General features: G+C 65.5%; 21 protein-coding genes, 1 pseudogene and 1 riboswitch. Of the genes and pseudogenes, 11 read left to right on the top strand and 11 right to left on the bottom strand.

The window, feature by feature from the left end:
• Position 1 precedes the first annotated feature (1 nt).
• From YU9_RS0105625 to YU9_RS0105605, 5 genes are read right to left on the bottom strand one after another with little or no spacing between them, the layout of a single operon-like run.
• Positions 2 to 631: a precorrin-8X methylmutase gene (locus tag YU9_RS0105625; RefSeq protein WP_027571898.1), complete on the bottom strand. Its 630-nt coding sequence runs from the start codon at positions 629 to 631 to the stop codon at positions 2 to 4.
• On the bottom strand, positions 631 to 1794 hold the full coding sequence (gene cobG / locus YU9_RS0105620; protein ID WP_027571897.1) for a precorrin-3B synthase: 1164 nt from the start codon (positions 1792 to 1794) through the stop codon (positions 631 to 633). Before cobG ends, YU9_RS0105625 begins: the two co-directional genes overlap by 1 nt.
• Positions 1791 to 5039, bottom strand: coding sequence for a cobaltochelatase subunit CobN (cobN, locus tag YU9_RS0105615; RefSeq protein WP_027571896.1), 3249 nt, complete (start codon positions 5037 to 5039; stop codon positions 1791 to 1793). The genes cobG and cobN overlap by 4 nt, the downstream gene beginning before the upstream one ends.
• Positions 5039 to 6088: a cobalamin biosynthesis protein CobW gene (gene cobW / locus YU9_RS0105610; RefSeq protein ID WP_027571895.1), complete on the bottom strand. Its 1050-nt coding sequence runs from the start codon at positions 6086 to 6088 to the stop codon at positions 5039 to 5041. The genes cobN and cobW overlap by 1 nt, the downstream gene beginning before the upstream one ends.
• Positions 6085 to 6459 carry a DUF1636 domain-containing protein gene (locus YU9_RS0105605; RefSeq protein ID WP_027571894.1) on the bottom strand — a complete coding sequence of 125 codons (375 nt, stop codon included), beginning with the start codon at positions 6457 to 6459 and terminating at the stop codon, positions 6085 to 6087. The genes cobW and YU9_RS0105605 overlap by 4 nt, the downstream gene beginning before the upstream one ends.
• A gap of 92 nt (positions 6460 to 6551) precedes the next feature.
• Positions 6552 to 6773: riboswitch (cobalamin riboswitch) on the bottom strand.
• A gap of 37 nt (positions 6774 to 6810) precedes the next feature.
• Between YU9_RS0105605 and cobO the strand changes: the two genes are divergently transcribed.
• The gene (gene cobO, locus YU9_RS0105600; protein WP_027571893.1) at positions 6811 to 7446 is read left to right on the top strand and encodes a cob(I)yrinic acid a,c-diamide adenosyltransferase; all 636 of its coding nucleotides are present in this window, start codon (positions 6811 to 6813) and stop codon (positions 7444 to 7446) included.
• Between the two features lie 5 nt (positions 7447 to 7451).
• Positions 7452 to 8900, top strand: coding sequence for a cobyric acid synthase (locus tag YU9_RS0105595; RefSeq protein WP_027571892.1), 1449 nt, complete (start codon positions 7452 to 7454; stop codon positions 8898 to 8900).
• Here the strand turns inward: YU9_RS0105595 and cobD are convergent.
• Together cobD and cbiB are read right to left on the bottom strand one after the other, a co-directional pair.
• Positions 8889 to 9854, bottom strand: coding sequence for a threonine-phosphate decarboxylase CobD (gene cobD / locus YU9_RS0105590; protein WP_027571891.1), 966 nt, complete (start codon positions 9852 to 9854; stop codon positions 8889 to 8891). The two genes, YU9_RS0105595 and cobD, sit on opposite strands and share 12 nt — an antisense overlap.
• An 11-nt stretch (positions 9855 to 9865) precedes the next feature.
• Positions 9866 to 10807, bottom strand: coding sequence for an adenosylcobinamide-phosphate synthase CbiB (gene cbiB, locus YU9_RS0105585; RefSeq protein ID WP_027571890.1), 942 nt, complete (start codon positions 10805 to 10807; stop codon positions 9866 to 9868).
• Between the two features lie 122 nt (positions 10808 to 10929).
• Between cbiB and cobU the strand changes: the two genes are divergently transcribed.
• The 7 genes and pseudogenes from cobU to YU9_RS0105550 all read left to right on the top strand — a co-directional run bounded on the left by cobU (position 10930) and on the right by YU9_RS0105550 (position 18288).
• On the top strand, positions 10930 to 11433 hold the full coding sequence (gene cobU / locus YU9_RS0105580) for a bifunctional adenosylcobinamide kinase/adenosylcobinamide-phosphate guanylyltransferase (RefSeq protein WP_027571889.1): 504 nt from the start codon (positions 10930 to 10932) through the stop codon (positions 11431 to 11433).
• Positions 11430 to 12212 (top strand): adenosylcobinamide-GDP ribazoletransferase, encoded by a 783-nt coding sequence (gene cobS, locus YU9_RS0105575; protein ID WP_027571888.1) that lies wholly within the window; start codon positions 11430 to 11432, stop codon positions 12210 to 12212. Before cobU ends, cobS begins: the two co-directional genes overlap by 4 nt.
• Positions 12213 to 12216: 4 nt before the next feature.
• A complete protein-coding gene (bluB, locus tag YU9_RS0105570) occupies positions 12217 to 12849 on the top strand; it encodes a 5,6-dimethylbenzimidazole synthase (RefSeq protein ID WP_027571887.1) in 633 nt (210 codons plus the stop codon).
• A 176-nt stretch (positions 12850 to 13025) separates the two neighbouring features.
• Positions 13026 to 14036, top strand: a complete 1011-nt coding sequence (locus tag YU9_RS0105565; protein ID WP_245266309.1) for an ABC transporter substrate-binding protein — start codon at positions 13026 to 13028, stop codon at positions 14034 to 14036.
• A pseudogene (locus YU9_RS51000) lies at positions 14033 to 16724 on the top strand (ATP-binding protein). The gene YU9_RS0105565 and the pseudogene YU9_RS51000 overlap by 4 nt, the downstream one beginning before the upstream one ends.
• Positions 16725 to 16984: 260 nt before the next feature.
• Positions 16985 to 17152 carry a hypothetical protein gene (locus YU9_RS48875; protein WP_198028210.1) on the top strand — a complete coding sequence of 56 codons (168 nt, stop codon included), beginning with the start codon at positions 16985 to 16987 and terminating at the stop codon, positions 17150 to 17152.
• 209 nt (positions 17153 to 17361) lie between these two features.
• A complete protein-coding gene (locus tag YU9_RS0105550; protein ID WP_036017069.1) occupies positions 17362 to 18288 on the top strand; it encodes a c-type cytochrome in 927 nt (308 codons plus the stop codon).
• A gap of 129 nt (positions 18289 to 18417) precedes the next feature.
• On the opposite strand, the gene YU9_RS0105545 is transcribed toward YU9_RS0105550, so the two are convergent.
• Together YU9_RS0105545 and YU9_RS0105540 are read right to left on the bottom strand one after the other, a co-directional pair.
• Positions 18418 to 18894 (bottom strand): hypothetical protein, encoded by a 477-nt coding sequence (locus tag YU9_RS0105545; RefSeq protein WP_027571884.1) that lies wholly within the window; start codon positions 18892 to 18894, stop codon positions 18418 to 18420.
• Between the two features lie 244 nt (positions 18895 to 19138).
• Positions 19139 to 20050, bottom strand: a complete 912-nt coding sequence (locus YU9_RS0105540) for a LysR family transcriptional regulator (protein WP_027571883.1) — start codon at positions 20048 to 20050, stop codon at positions 19139 to 19141.
• 128 nt (positions 20051 to 20178) lie between these two features.
• Here YU9_RS0105540 and YU9_RS0105535 point away from each other — a divergent pair, with 128 nt between their 5' ends.
• Both YU9_RS0105535 and YU9_RS0105530 read left to right on the top strand, forming a co-directional pair.
• Complete coding sequence (locus tag YU9_RS0105535) at positions 20179 to 21117, top strand: ring-cleaving dioxygenase (protein WP_027571882.1); 939 nt, start codon at positions 20179 to 20181, stop codon at positions 21115 to 21117.
• Entirely contained in the window at positions 21114 to 21740 is a 627-nt protein-coding gene (locus tag YU9_RS0105530) for an alpha/beta hydrolase (protein WP_027571881.1), read from the top strand. The genes YU9_RS0105535 and YU9_RS0105530 overlap by 4 nt, the downstream gene beginning before the upstream one ends.
• Positions 21741 to 21798: 58 nt before the next feature.
• Here YU9_RS0105530 and YU9_RS0105525 read toward each other — a convergent pair whose 3' ends face one another.
• The gene (locus YU9_RS0105525) at positions 21799 to 22773 is read right to left on the bottom strand and encodes a magnesium transporter CorA family protein (RefSeq protein ID WP_027571880.1); all 975 of its coding nucleotides are present in this window, start codon (positions 22771 to 22773) and stop codon (positions 21799 to 21801) included.
• A gap of 50 nt (positions 22774 to 22823) precedes the next feature.
• The gene (locus YU9_RS0105520; RefSeq protein ID WP_027571879.1) at positions 22824 to 26462 is read right to left on the bottom strand and encodes a response regulator transcription factor; all 3639 of its coding nucleotides are present in this window, start codon (positions 26460 to 26462) and stop codon (positions 22824 to 22826) included.
• Between the last annotated feature and the right edge of the window lie 30 nt (positions 26463 to 26492).

Below are 26492 nucleotides of genomic sequence, written 5' to 3'. Positions count from 1 at the left end.
ACTATTCGCTCCGGCTCGCCAGCGCGTTCACGGCAGCGACCGTGATCGCGGAGCCGCCGAGGCGGCCCTCGACCGTCAGCGCGGGCGCCGGCGGATCGGCCATCAGCGCGGCCTTGGATTCGGCGGCGCCGACGAAGCCGACGGGACAGCCGATGATCGCCGCAGGCCGCGGACAGTCGCGATCCTCCAGCATGTTGAGCAGATGAAACAGCGCGGTCGGTGCATTGCCGATCGCGACGATCGCGCCATCAAGATGCGGCCTCCAGAGCTCCAGCGCGGCAGCCGAGCGCGTGTTGCGCATGGACTGCGCCAGCCCGGGCACGGCGGGATCGCCGAGCGTGCAGATCACGGCATTGGCCGCGGGCAATCTCGCGCGCGTAATGCCTTCGGAGACCATGCGCGCGTCGCACAGGATCGGCGCGCCCTTCTGCAAAGCCGTGCGCGCGGCAGCCGCCATATCAGGCGTGAAGCGGATATGCGCTTCCAGGCCGACCATGCCGGCGGCATGGATCATCCGCACGACCACCTGCTCCTCGTCCCGCGTGAAGCGCGCAAGATCGGCCTCGGCCCGGATGGTGGCGAAGGATTGCCGGTAGATCGCCGCGCCATCGGTCTCGTAGGTGTGCGGCATCAGTTCCCTCCGACCAGGATGGAGGGATCGCTGACGATGTCGGCGCCGTTCAGCGCGCGCAGGACCGGCGCGTCGCGGGTCGAGCCGTCGCGGACGAGATCGAACCCGGCGCGCGTCGCAATCAGCGTGACCGCAGCCGTGCCGGAATGGGCGCAGCCCTTGCCGCAGCCGGAGATGTGGAGCCGCGCATCGGCGGCCATGCGCGGCGCGAGCGCTGCTGCGAGCGCACGCGTATCGGCATGGGCTTCCCGGCAGCGCGGCGCGCCGCTGCAGGCGATGACGCGCAGCGCCGGATCATGCGGCTCGGTGATGAGGCCCGTCCCGCTCGGCATCTCGCGCTTGCCCTCACTGAGCACCATCCGCCAGGGTGTCATGCGCAGTGCATGTCCGCAATCTGAGAACTGATGGAGCGTCGCGTTCAGCATCTGCCCGAACGCGACGCCGACCATCGCGCCTTGCGGATAGTGCCCGGGCCGCGCCGCGGCCATCACGGGCGCCGGCTCGGTCTCGCCGCGCAGCGATTGAGGCAACGCCGGGCCGGATGCGACGTGGGCTGCCATGCGCCCTCGCCCGCCCCTCGCGCCGCCGGAGATGAGGAACCAGCTTGCGAGCGCCAGCGCGGCGCTCACGACCTGTCCGCGTTCGACGCAGCAGCCGAGCCTTGCGCCGTCGGCCCGCACCAGGAGACGGCCCGAGCGATCGCGCTCGATGCGGATGTCGGCGGAATCGCCGGCCAGAACGCGCGATCGCCCGTCATCAATGGCGAAGCCGAATTTGGTCGGAAGCGCGAGGCCGGAATCGGCGAGCGCCTCCTCGAGCTCCGCGGCCAGCGACTGCGTTTCGTCGCCGCTGCTCCAGAACGGCGTCACCAGAATGTTGCGCCTGGCTTCGATATCGGCGTCGGGATCGAGCAACGCCAGTCGTGCAAGGCCGTCGAGCAGCGGCCGATGGCCCTCCTCCTTGACGCCCCTGATTTGCAGATTGGCCCGGCTCGTGACGTCGATCAGGCCATTGCCGAAGCGCTCGGCGAGTTCCGCAAGCCCGGAGATTTGTGGTGCTTCAAGACGCCCGCCAAACGGACGCACGCGCACCACGAGCCCGTCGCCCGATTGCATCGGGCGAAGCGCGCCGGGACACCAGCCCTTGACCGCAGACGCGCTCATGAGGCCTCCCGCAGCGCCGCCGCGATCGAATTGCGGCGGGTTCGCCAGAGTGAAGCTTCATGCAGACGGGCGAAGCAGGTCTCCATCGCGGCGAGCGCAGACGGATTTTCGCGGGCCATGAAGGCGCGGACATCCTCGCTGCCGAGCGTCGCATCGTAATAGAGGTCGAACAAGTGCGGCGGCACGGCGGCGGCGAGATGCGCGAAGGCGGCCATGTGCTCCAGCGTCGCGGTGATCTCGGCGGCGCCGCGAAAACCGTGACGCATCATGCCGGCGATCCAGGCTGGATTAGCCGCGCGTGCGCGGACCACGCGCGAGATCTCCTCGGTCAGCGTGCGCGCATGCGGCTGGTCGGGACGCGTCGCGTCGAGATGATAGAGAGACGGCGCGCCTGCACCGAGGTGAGCTGCAGCCGCGGCGACGCCTGCTTCATGCGCGGCGTAGTCGGCGGCGAGCAGCAAATCGGTTTCGGGTAGGTCCTGGATATGGACAAAAACGTCTGCGGACGTGAGCCGCGATTCGATGCCTGCGCGATCCGGCTGCATTGTACCATCCACTGAGAATGCCCAGGACGATGCCGACAACCACGCCTCGCCGGCGGCCTCGCGCGTCTCCGGCGTGAAGGCATCCGGGATCGCCGAAAGGCCGACGCCGTATTGTCCAGGCCGCGGCGCGAACACGCGGGAGGTGCGGTGGCGATATGGATTCTCATCGCCCTCCTCTTCGCGCGCCGCGAGCGCCTCGGAGGCGGCTTCGAACAATTGCGCAAGGCCTGCGAAGACATCGCGGAACAGGCCGGATACGCGCAGCGTGACGTCGATGCGCGGACGGCCGAGCTCGGCCGGCGGGATGATGTCGTAGCCGATGACGCGGCCGGAGGCGTAATCCCAGCGCGGCGCGAGGCCGGCCAGATGCAGCGCCATTGCAAACTCTTCGCCTGCGGTGCGCATCGTCGCCGAACCCCAGAGATCGACGACGAGGCCCTTCGGCCAATCGCCGTGATCCTGCAAATGGCGGCGCAGCAGCTCCTCGGCAAGCTTGATGCCTTGCGCATGCGCGGACGGCGTCGGCACCGCGCGCGGATCGACGGCGAAGAGATTGCGCCCGGTCGGCAGCACGTCCTGTCGCCCGCGATAGGGCGAGCCCGACGGCCCCGGCACAACGCGCTGTCCCGCGAGCGCCGCACGCAGCGCTTCCCGCTCCGCCTCGCCGCAGGCGCCGCGGCCGAACACGTGCAGGCCGTCGCCGAACTGGCTTTCCTTGAGATCGCAGACGAAGCGGTCGATCCGCGGGATCGCTTCGGCCGGCGCGGCCGATGCATCGAGACCGAGATCCTCTTCGAGGCCCGCGGCACGCGCCTCATCACGGATCGCCGCGATCAGCCGCTGGCGGCGGGCGGGATCGAGGCCGTCGGCGGTCGAATATTCGTCGAGCAAGCGCTCAAGCCGGCGCAGCCCTTCCGGCACCGTGGATGTTTCCAGCGGCGGCGGCAAATGGCCGATCGTCACCGCGCCGATGCGCCGCTTGGCCTGTGCGGCCTCGCCGGGATCGTTGACGATGAAGGGATAGATGACAGGGAGATCGCCGATCAAAGCTTCGGGCCAGCACGCTTGCGACAGCGCCACGGATTTGCCGGGCAGCCATTCCAGCGTGCCATGCGCGCCCATGTGCACGACGGCATCGCTGCCCTGCGCCCGGAGCCAGAGATAGAACGCGACATAAGCGTGTCGCGGCGTACGAGCTAGATCGTGATAGTCGGCATCGCGCGTAGCGGTCTCGCCGCGCTCCGGCTGGACCGCGATGATCGAGCGGCCGCACTCAATCGCGGCGAAGTGGAACGCGCCATCGCGGCAGCTCGGATCATTCTCTGGCGCGCCCCAGGCTTGCGCGAGATCGTCCTGCAAGACTTGCGGAAGGCGCGCGAGCGCCGCACGGTACTCGGCAAAACTCCAGGTGAGCTGCTGCCTCAGTAGCGTTTCGCCGAGCGCGTCGACCGGCGCAACCTCGAATCCCGCTTCCGCGAGATCGGATACCAGGGCTTCGACCGAGGCAAGCGCATCGAGACCAACCGCATGCGCGATCTGGTGCGGACGTCCCGGATAGTTCGAGAGCACGATCGCCAGCCGCTTCTCGCTGGCGGGCTTCTCTGCAAGATGCCGCGAGGCCGCGACACGCGCGGCGACGGCTTTCACGCGCTCCTCATCGGGCCTGTGCGCCAGATGCGAAAATTGCAGATCGGGGTCGCGCATCTCGGCCGATTTGAAGCTCACCACGCCCGCGAACAGGCGGCCGTCGACCTCTGGCAGCACCACATGCATCGCGAGATCGCCGGCCGAGAGGCCGCGCAGCGAGGTAGCCCAATCCTCGCGCCGCGCCGTGGAGAGTGCGACCTGAAACACCGGACAGGATGCGGCATCGAACGGCGTCGTGCCGTCGTCGCCCAGGGCCGAGAACGCCGTCGCGTTGACGATTGCAGCCGCCGGATTTTGCGCGAGATGCGCGCGCAACCAATCGGCGACGCTTGCGGTCTTCAGCGAGGTGAGGAACACGCCATAAGCATCAAATCCCCTCTCGCGCAGCGCCGCAATCAGGGCATCGACCGGGCCGGTATCCGCAGCGGTGAGATAGGAGCGATAGAACGTCACCAGCGCGCGCGGCTTCTCCTCGGCACCGGCAGGCGGAGCAATGACACCGCGCGCGGGATCATAAAAGCCCATCTCGGGCACGGTCATCTCGCCGACGACCGGCCCTGCATAAAGCCCCGAGGCGAGCGCGAGCTGTGCAATCGCAGCTTGCGCGGCGACCGGGCCGCCGGCGTCGCAGAGCACCTTGAGCCGGCGCAGCGTGGAAACTGGCAGGGTCGAATACGCGTCGAGCCGCGTGTCATCGCGGCCATCGGCCGGCAGCACGGCCAGCGCAATGCCGCGATCCTTGGCGAGTTGCTGCAGGGCCGCGAGCCCGTACGGCCAATAGGATTCACCGCCGATCAGGCGCACCAGGATGCCGCGCGCCTGCGACAGCGTGCGCTCGATATAGGTGTCGACCGACAACGGATGACGCAGCTCCGCGAGATTGGCGAGGCGCAGCGACGGCAGGCTATCACAGCCGCGCCGCCAGCCGGCCGCGAATGCGGCAAGATCGGAATCCGAATACGAGAGCACCACGAGATCGGCCGGGTCCTGGCCGATGTCTCTTGGCGTCGCGGTCTCCTCAAGACCATGGCTCTCGCGGAAGACGACGTGCATCAGATGCCAGATCCTGAAAGACCGAGTCCTGACCTGATCGCGGCCTCGTCGATATCGCCGTGCTCGCCGATCACGACGAGCTTTGACTGCCTGAGACCCGCGCCCCAGGGCTTGTCGAACTGGTGGCGCACGCGCTCGCCGACGGCCTGCAGCAACAGGCGCATCGGCTTGCCCGCGACTGCGATGTACCCCTTTGCGCGCAGCACGTTCTGCTCACGCGCCAACTTCTGAACCGATGCGATCAGCGCATCGATATCCGCCACCTCAGGAAGATCGATCACGACTGAGGCGAAATCATCATGCTCGTGCTCCTCCTCGCCGTCGTGATGGGAAGGCCGCGCGGCGAGATCGTTTTCGGCGGCCGCGCCGAGGCCGAGGATGACGCGCGCATCGATCGCGCCGTCAGTCACGGGCAGCATCGGCACGCGGCGCGGCATCTCGGCAGTGATCGCCGCCTTGGCGGCTTCGATTCCCGCCGCGCCCGCAAGATCCGCCTTGGTCAGCAGCACGATGTCCGCGCAGGCGATCTGGTCCTCAAACACCTCCGACAGCGGCGTCTCGTGGTCGAGACTTTCGTCCGCCGCGCGCTGCGCTTCGACAGCCGCCGGATCTGGCGCGAAGCGGCCGGCCGCGACGGCCTCGGCATCGGCCAGCGCGATCACGCCGTCCACCGTGATGCGCGAACGGATCTCCGGCCAGTCGAACGCCTTCAGCAGCGGCTTTGGCAGGGCAAGGCCAGAGGTCTCGATCAGGATGTGATCGGGCCGCACCGGCCGCGCCAGCAACTGCTCCATGGTCGGAATGAAATCGTCGGCGACGGTGCAGCAGATGCAGCCATTGGCGAGTTCGACGATGTTCTCTTCCGGGCAGTTCGCATCGGCGCAAGATTTCAGGATCTCGCCGTCAACACCCTCGCTGCCGAACTCATTGACGAGCACAGCGAGCTTCTTTCCATTCGCATTGCTGAGCAGATGCTGGATCAGCGTCGTCTTGCCGGAGCCGAGGAACCCCGTGACCACGGTCACCGGGACTTTTGCGAGCGAGTTCATTCGGCGGCCTCCGGCACGACGGCGATGGGGGGAATGCGGGCAAGCGACTGCTTGCGGAAGATTTCGGGACGGCTGCGCCAGGGCACGATACCATCCGGCGCGGCCGCATAGGCCGCAGCGCCTGCGACCACGTCACGCGCATTCGCATCCGACAGGCGGCCATAGACATAGGACCAGCGGCCGGGTGCGCTCAGCGCGACCGAGCAGCCCTGGCTGCAGGCCGACAGGCATTCGACGGGAACCACATTGACGCCGTCGGGCACACCGGCCTCGATGATCGCGCCATGCAGGCGCTTCCCGGGTGTCGTCTCGCCCTCGCCCAGCGTCTGGCCGGCACGGCAGGTGATGCAGACATGAAGTGTGACGGTCATCGCCTCTTCCAGATAACAGCGGGAGGCGATGAGGCACACGGACCCCGACTTGAGAGGCCGTTTCCCCGTCGCGGAACACCCCGTCCGCCGGTCCAAAACTCGTCCGCGCTGGCAGGTCTCCCGGCTTGCGGAGCAGGGTTTTGGCCCTTCGATCCCCGCCTTCCCGATTCCAAAGGGAATCAGTGGCTTCGGGCATCTCTCCGGTCACGGTCGCGGGGGCGGCTGCAGTTTGGATCCAAATCTTGCCGATTCGGACCCTATCGCATTCCCTCTTCGCCTGTCATAGGACAGGAACCAACGCCGGGCCACCATTTGCCGGTGGCCGCCACTTGTCAAGAAGGACCGGTACCGATGACGCCTGAACCGGACACCCAAACAGCCGAGGAAACCGACGCCCGGCACGCCCAGAAAATGGCGAAGAAGAAGGCTGCCCGCGACAAGATCATGGCGACCAAGAGCGACGAAAAGGGCCTGATCATCGTCCACACCGGCGCCGGGAAGGGAAAATCCTCCTCCGCTTTCGGCATGATCGTGCGCTGCGTCGCCCATGGCCTGCCCTGCGCGGTCGTACAGTTCATCAAGGGCGCCTGGGACACCGGCGAGCGGCGCCTGCTCACCGGCCATTTCGGCGACCTCTGCCAGTTCCACGCCATGGGCGAAGGCTTTACCTGGGAGACGCAGGACCGTGCCCGCGACATCGCCGCTGCGCGCGCCGGCTGGGAGAAGGCCAAGGAGCTGATATCAGATGCGCACCTGCGCATGGTCGTGCTCGACGAGATCAACATCGCGCTGCGCTACGACTATCTCGACATTGCCGAGGTGGTCGAATTCCTCACGACGCAGAAGCCGCCGATGACGCACGTCGTGCTCACCGGGCGCAACGCCAAGGACGAGCTGATCGAGATCGCCGACCTCGTCACCGAGATGACGCTGGTGAAGCATCCGTTCCGCTCCGGCATCAAGGCCCAGGCCGGCGTCGAGTTCTGAAGCCGATGGCGCGCGCGCTGATGATCCAGGGGGCCGGCTCGGACGTGGGCAAATCGCTCATCGTCGCCGGCCTTGCGCGCGCCTTCACGCGGCGGGACTTGCGCGTGCTCCCGTTCAAGCCGCAGAACATGTCGAACAACGCCGCCGTTACGGTCGACGGTGGCGAGATCGGCCGCGCCCAGGCGCTGCAGGCGCTCGCCGCCGGTGTCGAGCCGCACGTCGACATGAACCCGGTGCTGCTGAAGCCCGAGACCGATGTCGGCGCACAGGTGGTGGTCCACGGCAAGCGCATCGCCACTGCGCGGGCGCGCGACTACGCGGCGATGAAGCCTTCGCTGATGAGCGCGGTCCTGGAGAGTTTCGAGCGCCTCAAGGCGCGCGGCGATCTCGTGCTGGTCGAGGGCGCCGGCAGTCCGGCCGAGGTCAACCTGCGCAAGGCCGACATCGCCAATATGGGCTTTGCGCGCAAGGCGGACGTGCCGGTCGTGCTGGTCGGCGACATCGACCGCGGCGGCGTCATCGCCCAGCTCGTCGGCATCAAGACGGTGATCGACCCCGACGATGCCGCGATGATCCATGGCTTTGTCATCAACAAGTTCCGCGGCGACCCCACGCTGTTCGACGACGGCTACAAACTGATCGAGCAGAAAACGTCGTGGCGCGGCTTCGGCGTGCTGCCGTGGTTCGCGCGCGCCGGCGAGCTGCCGGCCGAGGATGCGCTCGGCCTACACGATGCGCGCAAGCCGGGGAAATGCAAGATCGCCTGCCTCGCGCTGTCGCGCATTGCCAATTTCGACGATCTCGATCCGCTCAAACTCGAACCAGGCGTCGATCTCGTCATGGTGCGTCCGGGCGAAGCAATCCCCGGCGACGTGAAGCTTGTCATCGTCCCCGGCTCAAAATCCACTCGCGGCGATCTCGCCTTCCTGCGCGCGCAAGGCTGGGATATCGATCTGCTCGCGCACCACCGCCGGGGCGGCCATGTGCTCGGTCTCTGCGGCGGCTATCAGATACTGGGGCGCAGCGTCGCCGATCCCGATGGGATCGAGGGCCCCGCGGGCGACACGCCGGGCCTCGGGATGCTGGACGTGACGACGGTGATGAGCCCGCAGAAGACGCTGACGCGGGTCGCGGCCGTGCATGCCGCCACGGAGCAGCCGATCGAAGCCTACGAGATCCATATCGGCCGCACCGACGGCCCCGATTGCGCCCGCCCGTTCGCGAAACTGAATGGCGAGCCGGAAGGCGCGATGTCGGGCGACGGCCGCGTGCAAGGCAGCTATTTGCACGGCCTCTTCACGTCCGACGATTTCCGCAGGGCATATCTCGCAACGCTCGACATCTCGGCAGGCAACGAGCCCTATCATGCCAGGATCGAGAGCACGCTCAATGCCCTCGCCGACCACATTGAAAAGCATCTCGACGTCGAAGGCCTGCTCGCGCTAGCGCGCTAGTGCATCGGCAAGACGCGCCCATTCGGCTTCGCTGCCGGGAAGCCCGAGACGCAACCATGTCGGCTCTTTCGCGAACACGCGCGACCAGATATGGGCGCGCGCGAGCGTCTCCTGCACAGCAAATGCGTCAGGCGTCTCATAGAGACGAAACAGCGACGCGCCGCCGACAATCCGCCATCCCAGCGCTCGCGCCATCTCATCGAGGCGAATGCAATCGCGCGCCAGCCGTTCGGACGTCGCCTCAGCCCAAGCATCGTCACGCAATGCGCGGCTGCCGATTGCGATCGCCGCTCCCGAGACCGGCCATGGGCCCGATGCCGCCATGAGCTTGGCAACGTCGGCCGCATGACCGATTGCGAATCCTAGCCGCAGGCCGGCCAGTCCATAAAACTTTCCGAAGGAGCGCAGGACCAACAATCCCGGCCGATCCGCTTCGGGTGCAAGCGACAGCTGCGGATCGGCATCGGCAAAGCTCTCGTCGATGACGAGGCGACCGACGCGCGGCAGTAGCGCGAGCAGATCCTTCGGTGAATGGCATCGGCCGTCGGGATTGTTGGGGTTGACGACGATAGCGAGGTCCGCGCCGGCCAGCCCATCGAGCTGTCCGACCTCCTGCACCTCCCAGCCTGCAGCCGACAGCACACCGGCGTATTCATTGTAGGTCGGCGCGAGGATGCGCGCGCGTCCGGGCGACGCGAGTTGCGGCAGCAATTGAATGACGGCCTGGGCACCGCCCATCGCGACGATCGGCGCGCGCGTGCGATACGCGTGCTGCGCCGCCTGATGCAATGCCTCGATCTCGGCGCGCGGCGGCAGCGCGCTCCACGCGCGCGCGCTCACCACACCCACGGGATACGGCAACCGGTTGATGCCCGTCGACAGATCGATCCAATCCTCCGCGCGGCCGCCAAACCGCTGCTGGGCCAGATCGAGATTTCCACCGTGTTCGCGCATGCCCCGTTCTTTCATGCGAAAGCGAGGATCGCAAGAAGGCCGGCGAGCAGCAGCATGGCGTAGCGGTAGACGGTCAGTGCCTCGCCGATGTCGGCTCCGAGCGGATCGCGCGCGCCTTCATTGAGCCAAGGCTCGTTCGTGATGCTGCCATGATAGACGCGGGGGCCGCTGAGCCGCACACCGAGTGCGCCCGCCATCGCCGCTTCCGGCCAGCCGGCATTCGGCGAACGATGCCGGCGCGCATCGCGCGTCATGCACGACAGCGCCTCTGATCGCCTTGGTGCCAGCAGCACGAACAAAAGTCCGGTCAGGCGCGCCGGAATAAAATTGGCGACATCGTCGATGCGCGCCGCCGCCCACCCAAAGGCTTCGTGCCGTTCGCTGCGATGGCCGATCATCGAGTCCAGCGTGTTGATCGCCTTGTAGCCGAGGATGCCCGGCAGGCCGAACAGCGCGCCCCAGAGCACCGGTGCCACCACGCCGTCGGAGGCATTCTCGGCGAGGCTCTCGATCGCCGCACGCGCGATGCCGGCTTCATCCAGCGCTGCGGGATCGCGGCCGACGATGCGTGAGACCGCCTCGCGCGCGGCGGCGATATCGCCGGCCTGCAAGGGCTTCGCGACGGCAGCCACGTGATCATGCAGCGAGCGCAGCGCCACCAGCGGCCAGGCCAGGATGCCGACCAGCACGATCTCGATCCAACCTGCGGGAAGTAAGGATTGAAGCCCCCAGCCGAGCACGACGGAAAGCGCAACCACCACGAGTGCGCCGGCCACGCCAGCAGCTCGGCGCCATGCCGGCGGATCAGACGCACGATTCCAGGCGGCGTCGATGACGGCAATCAACCGGCCGAGCCAAGTGACGGGATGACCGATCCGTGCGAACAGCGGGGCGGGCCAGCCCAGAAGGGCATCCAGCGCCATCGCCACCACCATCGCACCCGCAAAGCCCACATCCGCCTCCTGTCCCGCCCCTGTTGCGCAAAGCGAGGGCGGAGCGCAAGCCCCCTCGCCCCCTGATTTCGGCTTTGTCTTTGGTCACGATTGATGGTTAGTCAGGCTCACGGGAGACCTTGATGACGATCATCTTGATCACGGGCGGAGCGCGATCGGGCAAGAGCAAGCGTGCGGAAACCCGCACGCGCGCCTTTCCTGGCCAGCCCGTCTACATCGCGACGGCCGAGGCACTCGATGACGAAATGCAGGAACGCATCGCGAAGCATCGCGCGCGGCGCGGAACCGACTGGATCGAGCGCGAGGTGCCCCTCGATCTCGTGCCCGCGCTGGTCGCAACCGATGGCGGCGGCGCGAGGCTGGTGGACTGCCTGACGCTGTGGCTCTCCAACCTGATGCATGCGGCGCGCGACTGGGAGCGAGACGTGAGAGAGCTCGCCGGCACCCTGCCCCGCCTCAACAGCCCCGTCGTCTTCGTCACCAACGAAGTCGGCCTCGGCATCGTGCCCGACAATGCGCTGGCGCGCAGCTTTCGCGACGCCGCCGGAATCATGAATCAGATCATTGCCGATGTCGCCGACGAGGTCGAGTTCGTCGTCGCCGGCCTGCCGATGAAGCTGAAATGATCCCGCGCGCCGAACTCTTGCGGGACGTCGTCGCCGATCTCCGAATCGCAGCGTCGTTCGTGACGATCCTGCCCGTCGCATCGTCGAAGCCCGCCGGCGACGGAGCGATCGCGCGCGCAACCTGGGCCCTGCCCGTCGCGGGACTGCTGGTCGGCCTCGCCGGCGCTTTGGTCTACAAGATCGCCATTCGCTTCGGACTGACACCAGGCCTTGCCGCCCTGCTCGCGCTGGCCACGACCGCGCTCATCACCGGCGCGCTGCACGAGGACGGGCTTGCCGATACCGCGGACGGACTCGGCGGCGGACGCACGCGCGAGCGTAAGCTCGAGATCATGCGCGACAGCCGAATCGGAACCTATGGCGTCTGCGCGCTGATCCTGTCGTTCGCCTTGCGCTGGAGCGCGCTCGCGACCATCGCCAATCCCCTCGCCGTCACACTCGCACTGTGCGCGGCGCACACTGCTGCCCGCGCCGGCGTGCCGGCCTTCATGTCACTGGTGCCGCCGGCGAGGCCTGACGGTTTATCGGCCAGTGCCGGAGCGCCGCCGGGCCGCAGCGTCGCCATTGCCTTCGCCGTTGGAACGCTCGCGCTTGCCCTGGCGTTGGGGCCGGGCAAGGCGCTGGTCGGCCTGATCCTGCTGTCGCTTGCCGGCCTGATGCTGGCGCGGCTTGCCATCCGCCAGATCGGCGGGCAGACCGGCGATATCCTGGGCGCGTTCGAGCAGACGGGCGAGATCCTGATCCTGCTGGTGGCCGCTGCCTTTCAGATGGGGCGCTGACCTCATGGTCGAGTTCGACGATATCTTCCGCCAGCATTTGCGCGAGCTGTTCGTGTGGCGCCGCGACGTGCGCCGCTTCCGCAGCGATCCGCTGCCGAAGGACGCCATCGATCGCCTGATCGAGACCGCCTGCCTCTCGCCTTCGGTCGGCCTCAGCCAGCCCTGGCGCTTCGTCACCGTCGATGACGCCGCGCGGCGCCGGGCCGTCACCGACGATTTCAAGACGTGCAACGCCGACGCGTTGAATTGCTATTCCGGCGACCGCGCAGCGCGCTATGCCACGCTGAAACTGTCAGGCCTCGAACAGGCCCCCGGTCACCTTGCCGTGTTCGCGGACAAGACCAGCAGCATCGGTCACGGCCTCGGCCGCGCGACGATGCCGGAGACGACAGAATATTCCGTGGTCGCGGCGATCACCGCGATGTGGCTCGCAGCGCGCGCCGATGGCATTGGCGTTGGATGGGTATCGATCCTGAGCCCGGATCGCATCCATGCCATTCTCGACGTGCCCCGCTCCTGGAAATTCATCGCCTATCTCTGCATCGGCTATCCGGAAGCCGAATGCGACCGGCCCGAGCTGGAGCAGGCGAATTGGGAGCACCGGCGAGGTGCAGACGAGTTCACGCTGCGGCGCTAGGCATGGCGCTCGAACGGTAACAGCACTGCCGCCAATGGATGGCCGGACCGAAGGCGTGCGAATGAACATTCACATGCGCCTTTCGTCGATTGTGGGCACCCCGCTTTCGCGCTAAGCATCCAGCAACACAAGGCGATCGTGCAACGCATTCCATGATGGGGCGGTCTTTCGTTTCCATGGCAATCAATCGCCGCGGCTTCATTCGTCTGCCGGCTGCATCGGCCGCGGGCTGGATCGCGCTCGGCGCAACGCCGGATCGCATGCGGATCGTCGCCTCGCTGACCGCGTTGCCGCTCGACGACGAGCTGACCAGACGGAACATGACAGACAGCGCGACCTCCCGGCTGGGCGGCCTCATTGTCGGCTTGCGGCAACGCGGCTGGGTCGAAGGCGTCAACTTCCGTCTCGAGGTCCGTTCGACCTTCGGCGCACCGGACAGGCTGAAGACGGCCGTTCAAGAATTGCTCGATCTCAGGCCGGACGTGATCCTGACGGGATCGACCGTCGAGACCGCGGCTGTCCTTGCCGCCACCAAGACCATCCCGGTGGTGTTCGCGACCGCGAACGATCCGGTCGGCAATGGCTTCGTCGAAAGCCTCGCGCATCCCGGCGGCAACGCCACCGGCTTCACCAACAGCACCGCCGAGATGGGCGGCAAATGGCTCCAGCTGATCCGCGAGGTCGTGCCTGATGTTGCGCGTGTCGGCGTCCTGTTCAACCCGGCGACCACGCCGCGCGGCGGGCGCTTCTTTCTCGAATCGATCGAGCAGGAGGCCGCAGCGTCCGGCGTGTCCGCGGTCCCCGCGCCCGTCAACGCGCCAACGGAGATCGACGAAGCCATCAGGCGCTTCTCCGAACCGCCCAAGGCGGCGATGCTTGCGCTCGTCGACAGCTTTCTCGTGGTCAACCGGCACGCTGTCATCGCGGCAGCCGCCAAATACCGCGTGCCGACGATCTATCCGTTCCACTACTTCATGGATGCCGGCGGGCTGATGAGCTACGGGCCGACGCTCGAGGTGCGCTCGGCCAATTACGTCGATCTCATCCTGCGCGGCACCAAGGCCGGCGATCTGCCGGTGCAATCACCGCGCAAATACGAGCTGCTGATCAACCGCACGGTCGCCCGCACGCTCGGCTTGACGATACCCTTCACGCTGCTCGCGCGCGCCGACGAGATCCGCGAGTGAACGAAGCCACCGACCAGGGATCTTTGCGGACGCCTCCCGGCCGGCTGTTTAGAAAATATCTCTACTCGATCGTCGCGCTTGCCTTTGCCGCGCTCGCCATCAACACCGGCTTCGACGTCTGGTTCTCCTATCGCGAACAGAAGCAGCTGCTGGCGGCGACCCAGCGCGAGCAGGCGGCCTCCGCAGCCATTCAGATCGGCCAGTTCATCGGCCAGATCGAAAACCAGATCAGATGGCTCGCCCGGCTGCCGCCGGAGCTGTCGACCAACGAGGACGAGCGGCTGAACGCCATCCGCCTTCTGCGCCTCTCGCCTGCGATCGCGGAAATCGCCCAGCTCGACGCGCAGGGCCGCGAGCAGGTGCGCGTGTCGCGCGGTGTCGCCGACAAGGTCGGCAGCAACGCCGACCTCTCCGCCTCGCCCGCCTTCCGCGGCGCCAATGACAGCCGGGCCTATTACGGACCCGTCTACTTCTTCGGCGACACCGAGCCGTTCATGACGCTGGCCACGCGCGGCACCGGCCGCGCTCCTGATGTGATTGTCGCCGAGGTCAATCTGCGCTTCATCTGGGACCTGGTCGCCGGGATCAGGGTCGGCAACACCGGCAAGGCCTATGTGGTCAACCGCATGGGCGTGTTGATCGCCCATCCCGACCTGTGGCGGGCGCTCCAGCGCAGCGATCTCTCCGGCCATATCGACGTCCGCGCCGCGCTCGACGGCGTCGGGCCGCCTTCGGGTGGCCACGTCAAGGAGGATCTGTCCGGCCAACGCGTGCTGTCGACCTATGCGACTGTGCCCTCGCTCGGCTGGCTGGTGTTCGTCGAGCTGCCGCTCACCGAAGCCTACGCGCCGATCTACGCCTCGATCGGCCGCTCGACCTTTCTCCTCGTCATCCTGCTGGTCGGTGCAGTTCTGGTGTCGCTCGTTCTCAGCCGGCGCATGACCGTGCCGATCCAGATGCTGACGCAAGGAGCCAAGCGGATCGGCAGCGGCGATCTCGGCCAGCGGCTCGCGATCAAGACCGGTGACGAGCTGGAGGCGCTCGGCGACCAGTTCAACCGCATGGCAGCGCATCTTCGCGAGTCCTACGCCACGCTGGAGCGCAAGGTGGTCGAGCGCACCTCGGAACTCGAGAAGGCGCGACCAGGCGCTTGCCGAGCACGATGCCGCCGAGCGCGCGCGCAGCGCGGCCGTAGCGGCCAACGAGACCAAGTCGCGCTTCCTCGCCGTCGTCAGCCACGAGCTGCGCACGCCGCTGAACGGCGTCATGGGCGTGCTGCAATTGTTGGACGACGGCAGCCTCAGCGAGGCCCAGCGCCGCCATCTCGCCACCGCGGCGGCGTCGGGGGAAACGCTGATCGCGCTGGTCGATGCGGTGCTGGAATATGCGCGCCTCGAGGCCAGCACCGAAATTCTGGAGACGCGCGACTTCCGTCTCGACCAGCTCATTGAAGCTGCCGCCGACCTGATGCGTCCGCAAGCCCTCGACAAGGGCTTGACCTTCGACCTCGCCTGCGATGCGACGATCAACACCGCCGCGCATGGCGACCCCGTCAGACTTAATCGCATCCTGCTCAATCTGATCAGCAACGCGATCAAGTTCACCCCGAGCGGCGGGATCGGCGTGAACGCGGCGGCCGAGCCGCACGACGATCACGTGCTGCTGCGCGTTACCGTGCGCGACACCGGCATCGGCATCGCGCCCGACCTGCACGAGCGGATCTTCGAGGATTTCGTCCAGGCCGACGACAGCATCGCGCGGCGCTTCGGCGGCACCGGCCTCGGACTTGCGATCGCACGCCGCCTCACCCGCCTGATGCACGGCGAGCTGACGGTCGAGAGCGTACCGGGCGCGGGCAGCACGTTCACGCTCGAAGTGCCGCTCGGCCTTGCCGCAAGCGGCATCGCGCAAGGCGCGCTTGCGCCGCCGTCGCGACAACTGCGTGTGCTGCTGGTCGACGACGATCCCGTCAATTGCGAAGTCGGCGAAGCGATCCTGAAGAGGCTCGGCCACCGCGCCACGATCGGCAGGAACGGCACCTCGGCCGTCGAGCTCGCCCGCGATCAGGCGTTCGACGTCATCCTGATGGACCTGCACATGCCCGACATGGACGGCATTGAGGCGGCCTCGCGGATCGCCAAGCTCGGTCTGCCGAAGATGCCGCGCATCATCGCCGTGACCGCGGACGTATCGCGCGGCGCCCGAGAACGGCTCGCAGGCGCCGGCATCGCCAAGGTCGTCAGCAAGCCGATCCTGATCAACGCGCTGCGTGAAGCGATCGAGGACGATCCTGCGCAGGGGACGACCGCAACACAGCTTGCGGCCGGCGCATTGATCGACCGACACTTTCTCGAAGACCAGCGGGAGCTGCTCGGCGCCGCGCAAATCGACAAGCTCCACCATCTGCTGGACGAGACCGGCGAAAAGCTGATCGAGGACATCACCAAGGCTGCGGCGAATGGCGATCACGCGCAGCTCGCGCGATCCGCGCATCAGCTCGGCAGCGCGGCGAGTGCGCTCGGTCTCGTCCGCCTGTTCGAACGCTGCCGCGAGATCGAGCTGACGGCGGCCGCGATGCCACTGCAGGAATGCCCGAGTGCCGCTCGCGAACTCGCCGCGCTGCGGGAAGCGTCGATGAGCGCGCTTGACGATCTGCTTCAGCCAGCCGAGCAGCGCTCGCTCGACTAGCCGCCCCTCTTGGGCGCGGCCGAGCAACAATTTGACCCTACCTCAGTATGGTCACGTCATACCCCCGCACAATGGCGACGACCAAGTGCTCTTGCTATCTACCAGCACAGAGTGAAAGGCAACGGAACCGGCCCCGCGAGCCGGCAGTTGCAGGACAAGTCCGGCGGCGTAGCGCCCGCCGGCCTTTCTCCTGATCGAGCGGCAGGATGCCGCTTCAAGACCTGGTGTCGACCGTCAAAGTTGGCTGTTGAGAGAACGCCATGAAAAACATCGCCGATCTCCTCGTGCGGTTTTGGCAAGGGAGCCAGCCTGCATCCGATACCCAGGTTGCGGCGGTGGCCGAACACCGAGATCAATCCAGCATGGCTGATTTTGTCCGCATCCTGCAGGCCTACGATCGGGACCAATGGGGTGACCGCGTCCGCTGACCCCGACAGCTGAATTGCACATTGACGACTGCGAGTCCCGGGCGTTGAATGGCGTTTTCGATCTGGCGGAGCAGCTGAGGCGTCCCGTCCCCGACAAGCGGTCGGTTAGCCGCTCCTGATCCTTGCCTTCGGAAAATACAGTCTGGCTTCACCGACGCGCTGAGAGGTCGAGAGCCATGAGATTTCCGATTGCTCTATGGGCATTCTCGATGGCATTGCTCACCGCGGCAGGGGCGCGCGCGCAAACCCAGGAGGGCCCGCCGGCATGGGCCTACCCGGTAAACCCACCCAATTTTCAACGCACGCCTGACGATGGTGCCATTAGGCACGTTCCTGACAGCGCCGCAGGTTTTACGCTCACGCAAGTGCGCGATCTGTTCGCCGCGCCCGACTGGCATCCGAACGATCATCCACCAATGCCGGAAATCGTGGCAAGGGGGAGAAAGCCAGAGGTGTTCGCGTGCGGCGTCTGTCACCGGGCGGACGGACCGGGCGGTCCTGAGAATGCCAGCCTGTTTGGGCTCTCCGCGGAATACATCATTCAGCAAACCACGGAGTTCAAGCTTGGCCTGCGCACGAACTCGGCCCCTCGCGTCGCCACCGACCTGATGATCAAGTTGTCCAAAGCGGTGACCGATCAGGAACTCGCAGAGGCCGCGGCCTACTTCGCCTCCATCAAGCCGAGATCGAATATTGCCGTCGTAGAGACCGAGGCGGTGCCAAAAACGCAGGTGAGAGACTTGTTCTTGGCTCCGCTAGACGGCACCGAGAAAGAACCCATCGGTCAGCGCATCATCGAGATACCGGAAAACGTCGAACACTTTGTCAGCCGGGACTCGCGCGCTCGTTTCATCGCCTACGTCCCGGTAGGCAGCGTTCAGAAAGGACGAACGCTGGCAGCGAACAGCGATCCGCGCGTCCAGTGCGGGGTTTGTCACGGTGCTGACCTCAACGGGACTGCCATCGCGCCAGGGATTGCGTCCCGTTCGCCCACTTACATGTTCCGGCAGCTCTACGACTTCAAATCAGGGGCGCGCAAGGGCGCCAATAGCGAACTCATGAAACCGGTTGTCGAGAATCTCAGCATCGACGACATGATCGCGCTGGTCGCCTTTTCAGCGTCGCTCAAGCACTGACATTCTTGTGCTGTCAGGCGCGCGCTTGGCGCGATGTCAGGTCGCCCGGCCGGCAATGTGCCGCCGGCCGGGCCAACACGCCAGACCTGGGTCAACTCGCTTCGTGCGGGACCTGTGAACATTCCGCTGTCATGAGCCGGACGTCTTAACGACGAGCTTTATGTTTAGCAGGTTGACGCCTTTGAATGGGTTCGGCGCGCTTTCGATTGTTCCCGTACCCGTGGCGTTCGCATAAGCACCTGTGCCCGATAGGATCGTATATTCGCCCGTTGATTTGCCGTCTTTGGCTGAACCGGTGTAGCGCGCCGTAATCGAGCCTTCCTCGAACGTGTAAGTGCTATAGCCGAAGAAGGGGCCCGATCCTTTGAGCAAGTCCGAAGTATTGACGAACTCTTTCACTCCGATACGGCCATCGTTGAAGACGGCGACCCCGAAGAATTTACCAGACACAACCGTCTGTCCTTCGACGTTTGCGGCCTCGATGACCTTGAGGTCGATCGGCTTCGTGATCAGCTTGAACTCAAGCACCCGCTCGCCGGCTACGGCGGCTGACGCCGCGACAGTCAATGCCACGCCAGAAAGGAAAATGGTGAGAGACTTCCGCATAGGCTCCTCCTGCACTTGGTTGAAATCAAGTTGAGAAGTGCCGGCGAGCTACACATCATGCCGCCGCCTTTCGCGGTGGCACGAAAGAGCGCCCTCGGCGACGCCCCGGCAGCGGCTGAAGCTCTCTGGTCCTAAGGCGCAAAGTCGGGACGCAAGGATGAGTCCTGAGCGATCGGAAGAAAGTTCAGTTTCAGCTGCGGTATAATAGTATCCCGCCTCCGGCTTGAGTTGAATGTTTCCAACCTCAATCTGAAGCGACGGCTTCGTCCACGTCCCGGCCAAACCGCTCGACCAGAAAATCGATGAACAGCCGCACCTTCACCGACAGATGCCGCGTCGGCGGATAGACCGCATAGAGCGCGAGCGGCGGCGCGAAATAGTCGTCCAGCACCGTCCGCAATTCGCCTTTCCGCAGGGCATCGGCGGCGATGAACTCGGGCAGCAGCGCCAGCCCCCTGCCCTTGATCGCGACGTCGCGCAGCACCTCGGCATTGTTGACGCAGAGCGTCCAGGCCGGCTGGATCCAGTGATCGCCGTCGCTGCCTGTCAGCTTCCACTGATTGCCTGTCAGCAGGAAGCCGTAGGTCAGCGAGGCATGCTCGCGCAGATCCTGCGGATGTTTTGGCGTGCCGTGGCGCGCCAGATAATCTGGCGACGCGCAGATCATGCGCGCCACCGGCATGATTTTTCGCGCAATCAGGCTGGAGGATTCCAGCTCCGCAATCCGCAACGTCACGTCAAACCCATCCTGGACCGGATCGAGCAGATCGTCGCTGAGCACGATCTGGAGCTGAAGCTCACCATAGCGCGCCATGAAATCGGCCAGCACGGGACCTAACCGCATCGTGCCGAATGACATCGGCGCATTGACACGCAACAAGCCCCGCGGCGCCGACTGGGCTTGCGTGACCGCCTGGTCGGCGGCCTCGATTTCCGAGAGGATCACGACCGCGCGTTCGAAATAGCGCTGGCCGCTCTCGGTCGGGCTGGCGTGCCGGGTGGTGCGGTTCAGGAGTTGGACGCCGAGGCTCTCCTCGAGATCGGCGATGTACTTGCTGATCGCCGAGCGCGACAGCCGCAGCTGCCGGCCGGCTTCCGCAAAGCTGCCGCTCTCGACCACCTTCACGAAGGCGCGAAGGCTGCTGAGCTTATCCAACAGCCCGCTCCGACGATTGTTTCCAAATAGTAGACATAGTCGTCATATTTGCATGGATTGTCTCCAATCCAAAGCGGAACGATATTTGGGGCCAGAGCAAGACCGCTCCCCGAATCTGGAGGACGACAATGTCTGGACTGCACCATGTCACCGCGATCGCCGGCGACCCCATCCGCAATTTCGGCTTCTACACCCGGGATCTTGGCCTGCGCTTCGTCAAGAAGACGGTCAATTTCGACGATCCGGGCACCTATCACTTCTATTACGGCGACGAGACCGGCCGCCCCGGCACCATCCTGACCTTCTTCCCCTGGGCTGGCGTCTCGGCCGGGCGCCGCGGTGTCGGCGAGACCCATCAGACCGCGTTCCGCGTGCCGCAACGCTCGCTCGGTTACTGGACGCAGCGCTTCACCGAGAAGGGCATCGCTTACGAGGCGCTAGAGAAGCGCTTTGGCGAGTCCGTGCTGCCGTTCACCGATCCAGATGGCATGGCGCTCGCGCTCGTTGGCATTCCCGGTGCCGAGGACGAGCCGGGCTGGAGCAATGGCGACGTGCCGGCCGAGCATGCGATCCGCGGCTTCCATGGCGTGACCCTGCTGCTCGACAGCGCGGCCAAGACGGCTGCCGTCCTCACCGACGTGTTCGGCTTCAAGGAGACCGGACGCGAAGGCTCGGTGATCCGCTTCAAGGCACCGGGCGATGCCGAAGGCAGCATCGTCGACATCTACGAAGCCAAGGGTTTCCTGCGCGGGCATCAGGGCGGCGGCTCGGTGCATCACATCGCCTTCCGTGCGGCTGACGATGCCGAGCAGGGCAAGATGGCCGAGAGGCTCGTCGGCAATCACGGCCTGCACCCGACCGAGCAGCGCGACCGCAACTACTTCCGCTCGATCTACTTCCGCGAGCCCGGCGGCGTGCTGTTCGAGATCGCGACCGACATTCCCGGCTTCGCAGTCGACGAGCCCGTCGCGACCTTGGGGCGTGAGCTGAAGCTGCCGAGCTTCCTCGAACCGCATCGCAAGCAGATCGAGGGCGTCTTGCCGAGCCTCGAAGAGACCGCGTCATGACCGAAACCGCATTCATCCATCGCTTCGAGCCCGCGACCAGCGCGGGCCCCCCTCCACTCCTGCTGCTGCACGGCACCGGCGGCGACGAGAATGACCTGCTCGGGCTCGGCGAGATGATCTCGCCCGGCTCAGCCCTGCTCTCGCCGCGCGGCCGCGTGCTCGAGCACGGCATGCCGCGCTTCTTCCGCCGTCTCACCGAAGGCGTGTTCGACGAGGCGGACGTGCGGCGACGCGCGATCGAGCTCGGCGACTTCGTCGCGGAGGCGCGGAAGCAATACGGCATCGCCGCGCCGATCGCGGTCGGTTTCTCCAACGGTGCCAACATCGCGGCGGCGCTGTTGCTCCTAAAGCCGGAGGCGTTGTTCGGCGCGATCCTGCTGCGGGCCATGGTGCCGCTGTCGGATCCGCCGAACGCCGATCTTGCAGGCAAGCCCGTTCTGCTCCTCTCAGGACAGGGCGACCCGATCGTGCCGGCAAGCAATTCGGCACGGCTTGCGGCTCTGCTCTCGCAAGCAGGCGCGAGCGTGACCCACAGGGTCCTGCCGGCAGGCCATCAACTGTCGCAAGCCGACGTGACGCTGGCGCGCGACTGGATCGGCAACGTCGACGCCAAGGCCGCGTGATAAGGCCGCATGATCAAGCAGCGGCGCGCCGTTTCCGACGGTGCGCCGCAGCCATCAATCAATCGAACCAGCCGCGCCGCTTGAACCAGATCAGCGGCAGCACCCCGCTGGCGATGACTGCGAGCCAGGCCAGCACGTAGCCGAAGGTCCAGTCCAGCTCGGGCATGTGCTTGAAGTTCATGCCCCAGATCCCGACCAGGATGGTCGGCGGTACGCCGACGACCGACACGATCGTCAGGATCTTGAACAGCTCGTTCTGCTGGATGTTGACGAAGCCGAGCACCGCATCGAGCAGAAGCTGGATCTTGTCCGACAATCGCGTCTCGTAATCGCTGAGCGAGACGACGTCCTTCGACACGGCCTCAAGGCGCTTCTTCGACGAAGCCGTGATCCACTCGCTGCCGACATCGCCGGCAAACGAGGCGATGCGGCCCACTCCGAGCAGGACATCGCGCGCCTTGGCGAGCCGATTGGCCAGCTCGCCGATCATCTCCAGTGCCTCCCGCATCTTGCGGCTGGAGCGCACCGGCCGTTGGGTGCGCACCAGCCCGCCCTTGAAGACCCCCCGCGAGAGCTGATCGACCTTGGCGCCGAGATGCTCCAGCACATCGGCACCGCGATCGATCATGGCCTCGAGCAGGCTGGCGAACACGCACATGCCGTTCTCCAGGCTGGCGTCGGAGCCGACGCTCTTGCTGATGTCGTCGAAGATCGGCAGCTCTGCAAAACGCACCGTCACCAACACGTGCGGACCGATGACGAAACCCACCGGCGTGATCTCGGCCTCGTCATCCTCGCTGAGCCGGACCGCCGGCGAGCTGAGATAGAGCGTGCCGTGGTCGAAGATCAGCCGGCTCGACGCCTCGATCTCGCTGAGCGACTCTTCCGAGGGAATGCTGATCTTCAGCAACCGCTCGACGAATTGCTTTTCTTCTTCGGTCGCATTCAGCAGATCAGCCCAGATGATCTCGGACGGCATTTCCGCGCCGATGTCCTGCCAGTCGTCGGACGGCCATCTGTAGAGTTTGAGCAAGGACAGGACTCCGTGACCGCATCGTCATGCCGGATGGTGCATGGCACGCTTCAGATCAGCAAGTCATGAGGCGCAGGTACGATGCCGTGATGCGGACCATTATTGCCGTGGTTGGCCGTGTGTTCGTCCAGTGCATGAGGGACCATTTTGACGATCATCTCGAGGTCCTCTTCGTGACCGAGCGGAACGCGCGGATCGAGAGGAGCATGAAATTCCTTAGGCTCGACTGCCGCGACGGGAGTGGAAGGAGCTGCCTCGCTATCGAAGCGGAACACTAGGTCTTGATCTACCCCGCCGGTCTCGGACGCAGCTTTAGCCGGCTGTGCGGCCTCTGATGCAGTTGCAGCAGATTGCGCCGCCTGCTGCGCGTTTCCGCCTCCAGCGTCACCGCCGGCTGCAATCCCGCCTGCTTCCGGCGAGTTCGCAGAGATTGAGTGCCCCGAGCTGCCGTGTTCCGCGACGGCCGGTTCTGCCGTCTTCTCCGCCGCTGGCGCCCCCGCCCCGTCCGAGGCCGCAGCGCGATGCTCGGCGCCATTGCCGATGCCGTGATCCGACGTGGACCTCGCTTCGGCCTTCTCTGTGGCCGCCGCCTTGGCAGGGCCTGGCTCCAAAGCGTGCTGCGAGTTACCGCGGCCCACGCTGTCGGCGCTTGCGATACTCGATTCGACGATCTCGGCTGCTGCCGGTGCGTTTGCAGAGCTTGGGTGGTGGCCCGAGTTGCCGTGATCGACGCCGCTTCGTTCTTCCGTCTTCGCTGCCCCTCGCGAACCATCCGAAGCCGAGGAATGATGCTCATTGTCATTGCCGACGCCGTGATCCGGTGTGGACCTCGCTTCGGCCTTCTCTGTGGTCGCCGCCTTGGCAGGGCCTGGCTCCAAAGCGTGCTGCGAGTTACCGCGGCCAGCGCTGTGCGCGCTTGCGACGCTCAGTTCGACGATCTCGGCTGCTGCCGGTGCGCTTGCGGCGCTTGAGTGTGAATCGTGCCCTGAATGGCCGTGTTCCGCGCCACCTTGTTCTGCCGTCTTCGCTGACCCCCGCGAAGCGTCCGAAGCCGGAGCGCGATGCTCGGCGCCGTTGCCGACGCCGTTGCCCGGCTTGGCGCCAGCTTCAGCCGACTCCGCGGCTGCTGCCTTTGCAGGTCCTGGCTCCGAAGCATGCTGCGAGTTGCCACGGCCGGCGCTGGCGGCCGTTGCCACGTCCTGATCGATCTCGACTGCTTCCGGTGCGCTTGCTGCAGCGGCTGCGTGCCCGGATTTGCCGTGTTCCGCGCCGCCTGGGTCTGCCGTCTTCGTCGACCCCGGCGTAGCCTTCGAAGCCGGAGCGTGATGCTCGGCGACATTGCCGACGCCGTTGCCCGGTTTGGAGCCGGCGTTCGCCGACTCCGCGGCTGCCGCCTTTGCAGGCTCTGGCTCCGAAGCGTGCTGCGAGTTGCCGCGGCCCGCGCTAGCGTCCGTTACGACGCTCGGTCCGACCACCTCGTTCGGCCCAGCCGACAAAATGCCGATGTCCGTCTTGATCGGCTCACTCTTGAACGTGAGGTTTTCAAATGTCGCAGCCGTCGCGCCATGAGCAGGCTCGATTGATGATCCGCGAACCGACACGCGAGAGGCACCATCGCTCTCTTCCGTTGCATCCGCCGAATCGCTCGTGAAGGTTCTGAACCTCGACGACGCCCCTGAGCCGCCCCGAGTCTGCCCGAATTGAAGCCTCAAGCCGTCGTCGGCCAATCGGGTCCAGATTCCCTCCGTCCCGATTGTGCTCTCGCTCGTGCCGACAATGCCATGGACATTGTCCGCACTCAGGACACTCTCATCGGTTGCGGCCACCGGTATCAGCGCTGCTTCGAGCTCTTCCAAGGTGATCGCGACAGCCGTGCCTTCCGGGTGGTGGACGACATCCGAATCCGCAATGGACACAATCCCCTGCAGATGGATTTCCAGCAGGCCGTGATCCCCGATATCAAGAACATGATCGGTCGGGTTCACATAGATGATCGTTTCATTGCTTGCGGGGTTGTAGATCCAGGCGAGGGTATGTGGCGGTATGGACTTGCTTGCTGCTGTCATATGCAGCCAAGCAAGGGCTCCGAAAGCTGCAAGATTGATCCTGCTCGGCCCAGATGCAAAGTCGAAGCCAGGGGAGGACGAGGTAGAATTGGAATCAATCGGGGAGCGATGAACAACCTTTTCTTCGACGCTGCCGCCAATCAGTTGACCGCGGCTATACCCGCCAATATCGGCATCGTGACCAAAGTCCAATAAGGCAAGAGGTTTTTGGAGGTTGTCACCCGCGGCGCCATCGTTCATTTGGCCCCGCGCGCCTTCTCCAGCGACGCTTTCGTTTTCAGTGGTCACCAACGCGGAAGGCGGGCGGGAATCGTGCGCAAGGAAACCCGAGGCTGAGTTCTCTACATGATTGGCGTCGGCATTGGTGATCGCGGCTAGCTTTGTAGCTGCATTCTCTCCGGTGGCGGCCAGGAAGCTGTCGATCGAGGCCTGACCCGGCTCATGCGACGGCACGGCGAGATGGGGATCGTGCAGCGCGTAGATCAGCGCGCCGGCGAGAGTGGCAAAGGCGCCATACTCTCCGTGAAGCGACATCGGATTGGAAGCAAGCCGCGAGACTTGATGTTCCGGGGGCGGGACACCTCCAATCTGTGTGTCGTTCATTCCTCGCAGCGAAAGCGCAGCAAGACTGGGCGCGCTCGATCCAGCAGGCCCGTGGTCTTTCCACGGCTTCGAGCCCAGGGATTGCTCAGCCGCGGGCAGCGCTCCGATTGCCGCCGCCGGGTCCGCGATTTGGTTCAGTTTGGCAAAATAGTCTCTCTGGGTGAGCGGAGGCGTCTCGGCGGATTCCCAGACGATGAGGTGCCGGAGAATGGCTTTCTTCCAGGGCTCATATTCGGCGTGCTCTCCCGCGTGGCCAATGCTGTCGTCATTCGGAAGCATGTCGTTCGCTTCCGAGGCCTTGAGTTCGTCCGCAATGGCGATCGCCAGAAAGGCCAGCGCGAGCGTGCCGAAGCCGGAGGGGCGTTGCAGCAACGCGAGGGTCGCAAGCACAGTTCGATTGGTGATCTCGAGCTTCTGAAATATGTTGTACAGGTGTACCTTGACTGTCCCTGGGGAAAGGTTCAGCTGGCGCGCGATCTCCTTGTTCGACATTCCTTCTGACACTAGTCGTACGATTTGACGCTCCCGGTGCGTCAATAGCTCCAGCATCTTTTCAATCTTGCCGCCGCCATCAGTGTCCTTGCCGGTTGGCAAGAGATCGAACTCCTCGGGCGACACACTGCGCTTCGTCATCAGTCGCAGTGATCGCAGCATGGTGTCGGGGGAGGCATCCTTCGAAATGGCGCTGCAGGTATCAGCAGCAATCGCTGCAGCTAGATCGTGGTCGGATTCGGCCTCGGTAAAGAACACCAGGCGCGTGGAAAGATTCTCAGCTTTCGCAATCGCGAGGATCTCGGACACCGTCAGATCTGGCAGGGTCTCAGCAAGAAGCGCGACGTCGGGTGCCAAGTTCCGGATTGCTTCGAGGCAGCTCGTCCCATCGCTGCATGATGCCACAACGTCGAAGTCCTGCTGTGCCCCGAGTACCGATTTCAGCCCCTGTAGAACGATCGGTTGTCGGTCTCCGATCACGAGCCGGATGCGCGCGGATATCCCCTGCTTGGCAGTCACGTCTAACATGGACTCTGCCTCGGCCCGGCATCTATGTGC

The organism is Bradyrhizobium sp. WSM1743, from assembly GCF_000473065.1.
Lineage (GTDB): Bacteria > Pseudomonadota > Alphaproteobacteria > Rhizobiales > Xanthobacteraceae > Bradyrhizobium.
Note: the sequence above shows the minus strand (reverse complement) of the source record. Positions and strands in the feature narration are given on the sequence as shown.